At 37.9% G+C, this 9,377-nt stretch carries 8 protein-coding genes; 4 read left to right on the top strand and 4 right to left on the bottom strand.

What is annotated here, in order from left to right; all coding sequences use genetic code 11:
- Positions 1-239: 239 nt before the first annotated feature.
- Positions 240-602 (bottom strand): TnsA endonuclease N-terminal domain-containing protein, encoded by a 363-nt coding sequence (locus tag NH454_RS21865; protein WP_235374313.1) that lies wholly within the window; start codon positions 600-602, stop codon positions 240-242.
- A 237-nt stretch (positions 603-839) separates the two neighbouring features.
- Between NH454_RS21865 and NH454_RS21860 the strand changes: the two genes are divergently transcribed.
- Genes NH454_RS21860 through NH454_RS21845 form a run of 4 tightly spaced genes read left to right on the top strand, consistent with a single transcriptional unit; the run spans position 840 to position 4,798 of the window.
- A complete protein-coding gene (locus NH454_RS21860) occupies positions 840-1,976 on the top strand; it encodes a PD-(D/E)XK nuclease-like domain-containing protein (RefSeq protein WP_063530435.1) in 1,137 nt (378 codons plus the stop codon).
- Between the two features lie 60 nt (positions 1,977-2,036).
- On the top strand, positions 2,037-2,822 hold the full coding sequence (locus tag NH454_RS21855) for a recombinase RecT (RefSeq protein WP_063529792.1): 786 nt from the start codon (positions 2,037-2,039) through the stop codon (positions 2,820-2,822).
- Positions 2,822-3,736 (top strand): hypothetical protein, encoded by a 915-nt coding sequence (locus NH454_RS21850; RefSeq protein ID WP_063529793.1) that lies wholly within the window; start codon positions 2,822-2,824, stop codon positions 3,734-3,736. The genes NH454_RS21855 and NH454_RS21850 overlap by 1 nt, the downstream gene beginning before the upstream one ends.
- Positions 3,737-4,798, top strand: a complete 1,062-nt coding sequence (locus NH454_RS21845) for a hypothetical protein (RefSeq protein ID WP_063529794.1) — start codon at positions 3,737-3,739, stop codon at positions 4,796-4,798.
- A gap of 95 nt (positions 4,799-4,893) precedes the next feature.
- Here the strand turns inward: NH454_RS21845 and NH454_RS21840 are convergent, their stop codons facing one another.
- The 3 genes from NH454_RS21840 to NH454_RS21830 form a co-directional block, all read right to left on the bottom strand.
- Complete coding sequence (locus NH454_RS21840; protein ID WP_063529795.1) at positions 4,894-6,129, bottom strand: type II toxin-antitoxin system HipA family toxin; 1,236 nt, start codon at positions 6,127-6,129, stop codon at positions 4,894-4,896.
- A complete protein-coding gene (locus tag NH454_RS21835; RefSeq protein ID WP_036973834.1) occupies positions 6,122-6,397 on the bottom strand; it encodes a helix-turn-helix transcriptional regulator in 276 nt (91 codons plus the stop codon). The genes NH454_RS21840 and NH454_RS21835 overlap by 8 nt, the downstream gene beginning before the upstream one ends.
- Positions 6,398-7,157: 760 nt before the next feature.
- Complete coding sequence (locus NH454_RS21830; protein WP_063527454.1) at positions 7,158-8,174, bottom strand: IS110 family transposase; 1,017 nt, start codon at positions 8,172-8,174, stop codon at positions 7,158-7,160.
- Between the last annotated feature and the right edge of the window lie 1,203 nt (positions 8,175-9,377).

Raw genomic sequence — 9,377 nt, 5'->3', positions numbered from 1 at the left:
ATATAGAACGTGCGCTAAACGCCAGACCTAGAAAGTGCCTAGGTTACAAACAGCCTGTCGTTGTGTTTAACGAATTACGCAATGCGGCCTAATTTAGCGAGTGGTGCACTTCGGGGTTGAATTCGCGCAAAATACTTGAGCGTTATTATATAGTAGCAGTGAGGGCAAGGCTAAACGCTGGGGTCTTTTTTAGCGGTATGTCACTAACTTGCTAATATAGTTAATAAAAAGTGGTTAATCTATGAGGTTATTTCAACAAGAAAGTCACTTGGTAAGTATTGGTCAATACCTCGAACACTTGGATATTTGATGCCAGTAGATTCAGCAAGCTCTATTGTTATATTGCGTTCAAGCGGAAACTGCTCTTTGACTTGCAGCACATCTTGCCGCCACTCAAGCAAGTAGAACATGGATAGGTCAAGATCGGATAATGAGTGGTGTGTTCGTTTGGATTTATAACCAAAGACTCGATGTACACGACCATCGGATGGCGCATCATAAGCCGTTAACCAAGGCTTATAATTCTGATACTCGCCTGTACCACGCCCTTCTTTAATCCTCTTACGATACTGCACCTCAGTATGGCCAATCTTCCTAGACATATTATACCGCTATAACTTATTGAAAATTCAGCATAGCTAGAGTGAAAGTGTGATGCAAGCACCTCAGAGTCAAACTATATACTTTCTAAATGACTTAACTATCTGAAAATATAAAATTAAAGATCGCGCTCAATTCTCATCATTAACTTTGAAGATAGGTTTTCTTCTTCAGTTCAGCACGAAAAAATCTCTATGACATGATGTTACTACTTTAAATAAGTAGAGCAAGGCAAGAACATGGCATCAGCAAATCTAAAAGTTCAAGAAACAGAAAAACCTACTGAATGGTTTAACACTATTCTGCCTGCATACGATGATTTAGGTAATCCAAACTTTTTGGACTCTAATGGTGATCTTGTTGAAGGTATTTATAGCGGTGTGCCAAATTCTGTTTACCACGAATTAGATGCTCATAGCTCATCTCTGATTAAAGAGTTAGCGAAAAACACACCAGCTCATGTATTTCGTCAATATTTTTCTAATGAGGAAAGAAAACGAACTGCTGCACAAAGAAACACTCTTGATACTGGCACTTATGGTCACGAGTTAATATTAGAGCCAATTGGTTTTTATGATCGCTATTTCCGTGTACCTCTTGCCATTGAGTATCCTACAGCGCTTCACACAAGTGCTGAGCTAAAGGACGCATTAAAAGCCGCAGGTCAAAAGGTCTCAGGCACTAAATCAGAGTTAGTTAAGCGCTTGTTAGATGCTAAACCAAACACCCTAATTTTTGATGATTTGATTGCGAAATCCATAATAAAAGGCGCTGGAGTCAAAGCCTACAACGAAGCTGTAAAAATGGTCGAAAATAATAAGTGTTCTAGCCTATTAGCTGCTTTCAACGATGGAGCGCTTTCACACATAACCCATAAGACACCAATAGATGGTTTAGTCTGGGATGACGCCCATAGAATTTTGGATACATTCAAATCTCACGCTAGAGCTAAGCGATTAATTTCAAATGGTTTTGCGGAACTTACTGTAATAGCGCGAGATCCTGACTCTGGATTAATGCTTAAAGTAAAATTCGATTACATTAACAAGCATGCAATTGCCAGTGATGTTAAGTCTACTCGTTCAGCCAATCCAAATAAGTTTAGATTCCAATGCCGAGACCTTCGATATGACGTTCAAGAGAGTTTCTATAAGTATGTTGCGAATTTAGCAGGTATTCCCGTTAAATTGTTTGCTTTTATCGGTGTTGAATATTTAGAGGCTGATATATGCGAGATTTTTGAGTTGAAACGTACCCGCCAGATGATTGCTCATAATGACATGAAGAAAGCAATTGCAACCCTTAAAGAATGTTTAGATAGCGAAAACTGGTATGGATACACCAAAAACGATGAGGTCGTTGTTATTGACTGGTAATAAGCGCGATTTTTTAAATCAAATATTCTAATTACATATCCAAGTTCAACGGTGAGCGTTATGAGTTTATCACTTCAAGAATATCAAAATTTATTGTATGGAAAATTAACAGCATGCAAAGGCCAGTTTGATGCTTATCTTTCCGAAAATGGTTATAAGCTTGACTTTAATACAGAGCTAAACTACGTCTATCAAATCGTTATGTCTGGATTAAACGTAGAATACAGCTTCCCGTACACTCCAGTTGAGTCCGTAATCAGTTCATTTTTAAAAGCTGCAAAAATAGGCCTTTCACTTTGCCCTACTGAGCAGCTTTGCTTTTTAAAAACTGAGTATAGTGAATCATCAGGCCAATATGTGACTCAATTAGGATTAGGCTACAAGGGAATTCTTAAACTTGCTTACCGTTCTGGAAAAGTAAAACAAATTAATGCGAATGTTTTTTATGAAAAAGACACTTTCCAATACAACGGTGTAAATTCAAAAGTTACCCACACTACAACCGTTCTATCTAAAGCAATGCGTGGACAATTAGCCGGTGGCTATTGTCAAACTGAGCTAATTGATGGTTCTTTTAAGACTACAGTTATGCCTCCTGAAGAAATTTTAGCTATTGAAGAGCAAGGTAAGGCGATGGGCAATGAAGCGTGGCTTTCAGTGCATGTGGATCAAATGAGGGAGAAAACCCTTATTAAACGTCACTGGAAGACTCTCTGCCCTTGTATTTATAGAGATAGTGTTATGAATGACCCAATTTTGTTTGATGATCAAGATTGTCAGCACAGCTCCAATCACCAAGCTTATGAAGAACAATTCGAAAGTGCTTATTCACGTGAGGCGTACTAATGTTATCAGTTCAAATTGAAAAGCTAATCAAATCTACTTCAGACAATATTAAACAGTGGGAAACATTGTTCAACTTGGCTTCACATTCTCATTATTCCGCTTTAATTAAAGAGTGCGCCCTAGATGACGTTGTTGCGACAATTAAAGAAATGGATATGTTGATCGGCTCTCTGAGTCCTGAGCTGCTTAACCTAGTAGACATAAGAGTTAGGAAACATCCCTACACTACTGCATATTGTCTGTTTCCTGCACTAAATACAGATAATGTAATTGCCTACCTTGAAACTCAAGGTATTGTAAAAAGCTATGAACTTGCAGTGGTTTATGACAACGATAAGTTTGCAATTGATGTTAGCTCAAACAAAGTATCTCACGTTAAAGGCGATAGCACTCAGGAGGCTTCATACTCTGGTTGCTATTTATTATTAGAGTTTGAAAATGGTACAAGCAAAGTTTGGTATATGGATGAGTATGAAATGCACTCTGCTTTTGATGCATGGCAAAACAAAGTATTTGGGGGTATGGATGTATTCAACAATACACTTGAATGGGCTGGTTTTGCATTAATTCTTCGTGCCTTGAAAACACTGAACATGCAGGATAGCGTAATTAGCCATCCAATCTTACCCGTTTTAAAAAGCCGATTAACTTCATATTACTCTGATTTCTTTAAGTACTACAAAGAGGCTAATAACGATAAGTTTGCTAGCTGCGTAATTACTTCACAGTACGTTTCAACAGAAGGTGGAGAACTTGAAGAAGCATTAAAAAAACTAGATGACATCATTGAACCACCTGCAAATATTATCGTACTAGGCCAACATAACCGCCAAGTGAGTAATGAAGATACCGAAATGAATGAAGCATCAGAAGAACAGTGCGAATTTTATAACCTTGATTTTGGAGTTATCTGAATGATTAAAGTTGAGTCAGAAATTTTAAATAAATCGGGAAAGCGTGAGAACTGGCGTGAAATTGCATTTTACGCAAGCGATGACGAAACACAGTTTGAAGTTCGAGAGTATTATGGCCAGCAAAAAATAAGTTATATGAAAGAAACGGCTCGCTTGCCATTCGACTGCCTTGGTATTGCTCGAATGAACTACTCTAACATGCTTCGAACTAGGGTTATTGATGGATATAAACCTATCGAGCAATTAAAGACTAAAGTTCCGTGTTTGCCATTTAGCAATTTTAAGCCTCCTATGTATAAGTGTGACTTTGACGTGCCTTTTGCAGAACAGCTTAGCAAAATAAATGACCCTGTTGTTATTCCTGTACAGCAAGGTAAGCGGGCTTATATAAAACTTGGCCAAGAATCGATTAATTCAATACAAGCTGTAGATATTAAAGGTAATGCTTTCACATTAGACAAAAACATTCAGGAAATGCTTGCCTCTAAAGTTGCAATTGGAAGCTTTGAAAGTGGCGTTTTAGAAACGTATATCCTCGATGATGGCTCAGTCTGCTTATACGATGTGATCATGCTAAATGGTACTGAGATTAACTCTAGCTATAAAGATAGACAGAAGTCATTAAAAGGAATGTTTGGCCATAAAAGTGGATTTACTTACCCGGATACGCTTGAAGCAAATACAGACCTTAAATCTCACCCTGGTAGACATTTTATTGTTAAAGACAATAGTGTGTCATGCTTGGATAGCAGAACCTTTGTAATACCAAATTTTTACAGTGTAAAAGTATTGATTGAGGAAAAGTATAGCTATAGACCAGGTTATTATAAGGTAATGTTTACAACACCTGAAGGATACGAGTCTATCGGTGATTTATATCATCCTCATGAAGAGTTGTATGCTAATACACAAATTCAAATAGCTTTTAAGAAAGTGGAAAATGGTAAACCGGTTAACTTTTGGTTTAGTCCCATTCAACATAAAAACAAGCTAAATTATGATGAAGCTGGCACCGAAATTAGTCAGATAAGTCAGCTTTCATACTTTTGGTATGGGCCTTAACAGGCGGCTCCTATTTTGGGCTAAAAATAGTATAGATCATCTCAACTTATCTGACATTTGCAAAATAAGGCATGACAATTTTAATTATCCTGTGCTTAAAGCGCCTTAAATTTTTCTATCATATCATTATCAATCTCTTTGATTAGATTAGATGACAAACCCAAATGCTTGGCCTCATGCCTAAACGAACGCGTTGCTTCAAATATTTCTTCAGCCATAGTCATAATCGCTTTTTTTGAAGACAACCCCGACTGAGCAGCTAGCTGATTTAGTACATTCTTTGGTGTTTGGCCATTGCCACCAAAAGCCGTCATATGCTCTTTGTAAGGATTAGGGCTGTAAACAATGTCGTAGAAAGGTGATAGCGTCCAGTTATCGGAGTCACTAGCAAGAAAACTGAAGTTCTTACTATGATCATCTTGGTTAACAGTTAAATAATTAAACATGCAACGCTTAATAAGCTTCTGTGACTCTGTAACACTGCACATGATGCGCGTAGCTTTTACTAAATCCACATAGTCCAAAGATGGTTCTCGAAATGGGGCATCTAATAACCCACAAGCAGAAATCATATGAATTCGACCGCCTTGTTCTGTGCAATCAAATCTCTTCTGCTCTAGCCAATATCTCCCATTACCCGCATCAATTAAATCAAACTCAGGAACCTCAATGCCAACATTACGAGCCATTTGCATGTAGCAATATTCAACTATTGATTCAGAGTGCTTCAAGTCAAACTTTTCAGATGTAAGCTTTACTATAAGCTTTGTTCCTTGTACGTCGTCTAATGTTGAATATTGACCATTCGATAAACGCGTAACGTTCATTTTTGGCCTAGCACCACCCGATCCCCCCGTTTTCATCAAGTGCTCAAGCAAAGCAGACTCAGTGCCTTCAAATTCTTCAATCGCAGCTCGACCGAGGGTAATAATATCAATTGAACCCTTGGACTCATCAAGTAAATCGAACTCAGGCTCATAGCTCAACGCCCCCATACATCTCTCACCAAGGTAGGCCAAACGCTCTAAAGCGGTAACTGTTTTTGGGTTCTGATTGTTCTGCCTAAATACACGATCCATGAGATAAAGACCCCAACCATCAGGGAGGCTGTCTGCAAAAACTCCATGGATGCCATAATGCGGTTTTCTAGGCGCAACTTGTAGGCTTGTGTCTGCTTTTAAATTGAACGGGGCCAAAGAAGTAGAGTGAGCGTTTAAATACGTCTCGTCAAATTGAAAGAAGCTTTGTTGACTATTTTCAACAAGCTTGCCGACAAGCACCTTTTCACCAGTGCTAAGCTTACGCTTTACGGTTAGGGCAGATTTAAGCATGTCGTAGCACATCCTCTATTGATTTAAATTCAGGTTCACACGACTTTGTTAGCTCTTTCACTTTTTTCAAGTCTCCGACGGTCTCATAAAGCATTAGAAACTGACGTAATGAGATGTTACCGGATGACTCAAACTTTCGGATCGTCGCATAAGGCACGCCAGAGAGATCGGCTAACTTCTGAACACTGAGTTTGTCTTTTTTTCGAGCTGACTTGATAAACTCTTTAAGATCCATCTGCAAATCATAAGCAGTATAAAGGGATAACATAAATACCTCCAAACCTGTCACTATAGTATCAATTATAGCATGTACAATGACATTATTTGTTACTATTGTAACATATATAAAGTGGTATTGAAGATTACTTCATCAAGAGACAATATAAAAGCCATCACCGATGATGAATGAGACTGCCATTATAGTAACAAAAAAATAACATCATCAGTTAAATTTGTTATTATAGTATCAAAAATTGTCAAGATTAGAATTCAGCCTTATAAATTAATCTGTGTATTCACTGTTTTAATAATTAAACCTACACCTCCCATTATTTCTGGTGATGACTTTGGCTTTAGGTATTGATTCTAATGGTATTAAGAAGGGTTCTACTGACACTCTTCTAATTAAATTTGTGTAAGAATCGAACGGGTAAATTTGATAAAGGTTCAAAATAATTTCTACTACCAAATCTCAATCGAGCTACAACTGAGTATTTGAGTATTTGAGTATTAAAAGTCATAATAGATGGTTTGAGCAGCCACAATCTTGACCAAAGATAAAACTCGTCTTTGGACAGAATGTATGGTACGCCCCGTTTTGCAAGTTAATAACTAAAAATAACGGAGATGGTTTGCGCTAATGTATTCAGAGTCTATTAGAGACTAACATTAGTCCCAGCTCTACGATGAGATCTGCGCCAGATTGTCCTCAAAAACGAGAAAGCATTTTTCTTGCTGAACTGTCCACAAGGTCTTCAATCTGGTGGTCTAACCGTTTTGTCATCATTAATTATCATATGCAAACTGACTTAAACTCTAATTTCAAAAGGCTTCTTCGTGGTCATTACAGACCAAGCTATTCTTGCTATTTTATTTGCTAAAGCTACAAGCGCCACATTAAACGGCTTTCGACATTTTAAATCTATCAACCATGTTCCAAAGAACTTTTCTGCTGTTTTATCTCGCCACATAACGGCACGAGCTGCGTGAATAAATAACTCTCTAAGCTCCTTATTCCCTCGCTTAGAAATACCTAGCATTCTGGGCTTTCCTCCCGTTGAATATTGAAATGGCACTAACCCCAGCCAAGCGGCAAAATTACGTCCATTATCAAAATCCTGTGGACTACCAACTGCTGATATACAGCATGATGCAGTCATAGGTCCAACACCTGGAATTGTTTGTAATAACTTAGCTATATCGTTTTCTTTATTTAACGCTAATAACTTATCTTCTTGAGCTTTAATCCACACATTTAGTTGATTGTAATATTCATATTGAGTTGTTAGCTCTGCAATCAATAGCGGTGGCAACACTTCATTTTGATCAGCTATCCATTGGAACAAGTTTTTCATTTGATGATGGCCTCTCGGAAAGCTAAGTCCAAATTCCAGTAGTATCGAGCCAATTCGGTTCATACAGGCGGTTCTTTCTTTAATATAGCCAGAACGAACACGTCTAATAACTATACCTAGTTGAGCTTCTTCTGTTTTGACTGAAACAAACCTCATGTTTGGCCTTGTTGCAGCTTCTGCAATCGCATCTGCATCAATGTAATCATTCTTATGGGTCTTAACATAAGGTTTAACATATTGAGCTGGTATTAGCTTAACCTCATGTCCAAATTGTTTGCATTTCCTTGCTAACCAGTGAGCACCGCAGCAAGCTTCCATTGCAATAACTGTTGATTCTTGGACAGATAGAAAATCGACTAACTTTGCTCTGGAGTATTTATGACGAAATATTTCACGACCAGAATAATCGTGACCAATTAGGTGAAAGGTTGATTTACCTAAATCAATACCTATGACTTTTGCAACTGACATGATGGTTTCCTCCTGTAATAGCCAACACTATGAGTTTAGCTAATGGGTGGGGCGTACCATCTAATTAACGTGTCAGGGACTTTTCTAAATTAGCAACGCACAGATAGCAATACGTACGGCTGTGTTTATCAGACCTGTTTATTCAATAACTTTATCGAGTCCGTTCAAAAGTACCGTTCACATCACGCGTGTAACTTTCCCGTGTGCAATTCGTTATTAGCGCTTACATGGCAAGGCCTCTAGGTTAATACGACAGTGTAACCTAGAGTGCCGCCGCACCTGTTTTTAATGTGAAATGGTAGATACACCGGCAATTATTTTAATAAATACTCACCTTTTGCTTATTCGTAAAAGTGCTATGCGTTAAATTATGATTAAGCGGAACTAAGGCGACAGGTTAATTTTTTCAGCGCCGCAGATAGTTAAAAAATTTTGTTAGTATCAAAGAAACATAAAAAATGAAGGTAACCAGGCACGAGGCCTGGTTGAAAATCAACGATAGTAAAATGGCATGGATGCCACGTTCTAACCGCCAATCTTTTACGGCAATTTAAGATTACACTGCGGTTGGGGCACTATCAATATTAATGAGCACGCGAATGAAAATAGATATTCATTATAAAGTGAAAGTAGAAGGAAGGTTTTCTATTAATTTAATTTCCCTAATTTCTGTAGCCCAATTGGTTATAAGTTTAATAGGTTAATTGTTAGGTAGGGGGTATTGCAGGTCAAAGTGTGATACCCCATTATTTTAGCCGCTAAAATTAAAGTTTCACCGGTGAAACTCAGTTGTTGGATGAAGGTCTTGTGTTTGATTTTCTGCTATCAGTTAACAAATATAAAAATTAATTATTTATCATTATGTTTTCATTTTTTGACAATGCTAAAGGCGTGAACTATAAATACCTTTCAATTGATATTAAAAGGGAAAGTGAACTACTCGCGCCTAAAGGCATCGAGCTTCCAAGATAATAGCCTAAGCTACTAACCTTTCTTTTTTGACGCTTCGTTGGACACCGCTAGTCGAGCTTTTGACTCGGCTAGTCTTACGATTGCCTCCACGTCCACTATCTGCTTGAGTTATTAGAACTCCATCGCCAGACAACACCGTTCCAGTGTCTAATATTAGGTTAATTGCCCGTTTCTTTATGACCTTTGATGCATTGTTATCTGCATTGTCAGTATTGCCACAGTTACCGCACA

Source organism: Pseudoalteromonas sp. Ps84H-4 (genome assembly GCF_024124645.1).
Taxonomy (GTDB): domain Bacteria; phylum Pseudomonadota; class Gammaproteobacteria; order Enterobacterales; family Alteromonadaceae; genus Pseudoalteromonas; species Pseudoalteromonas lipolytica_C.
This window is presented reverse-complemented; position numbering and strand designations above follow the sequence as displayed.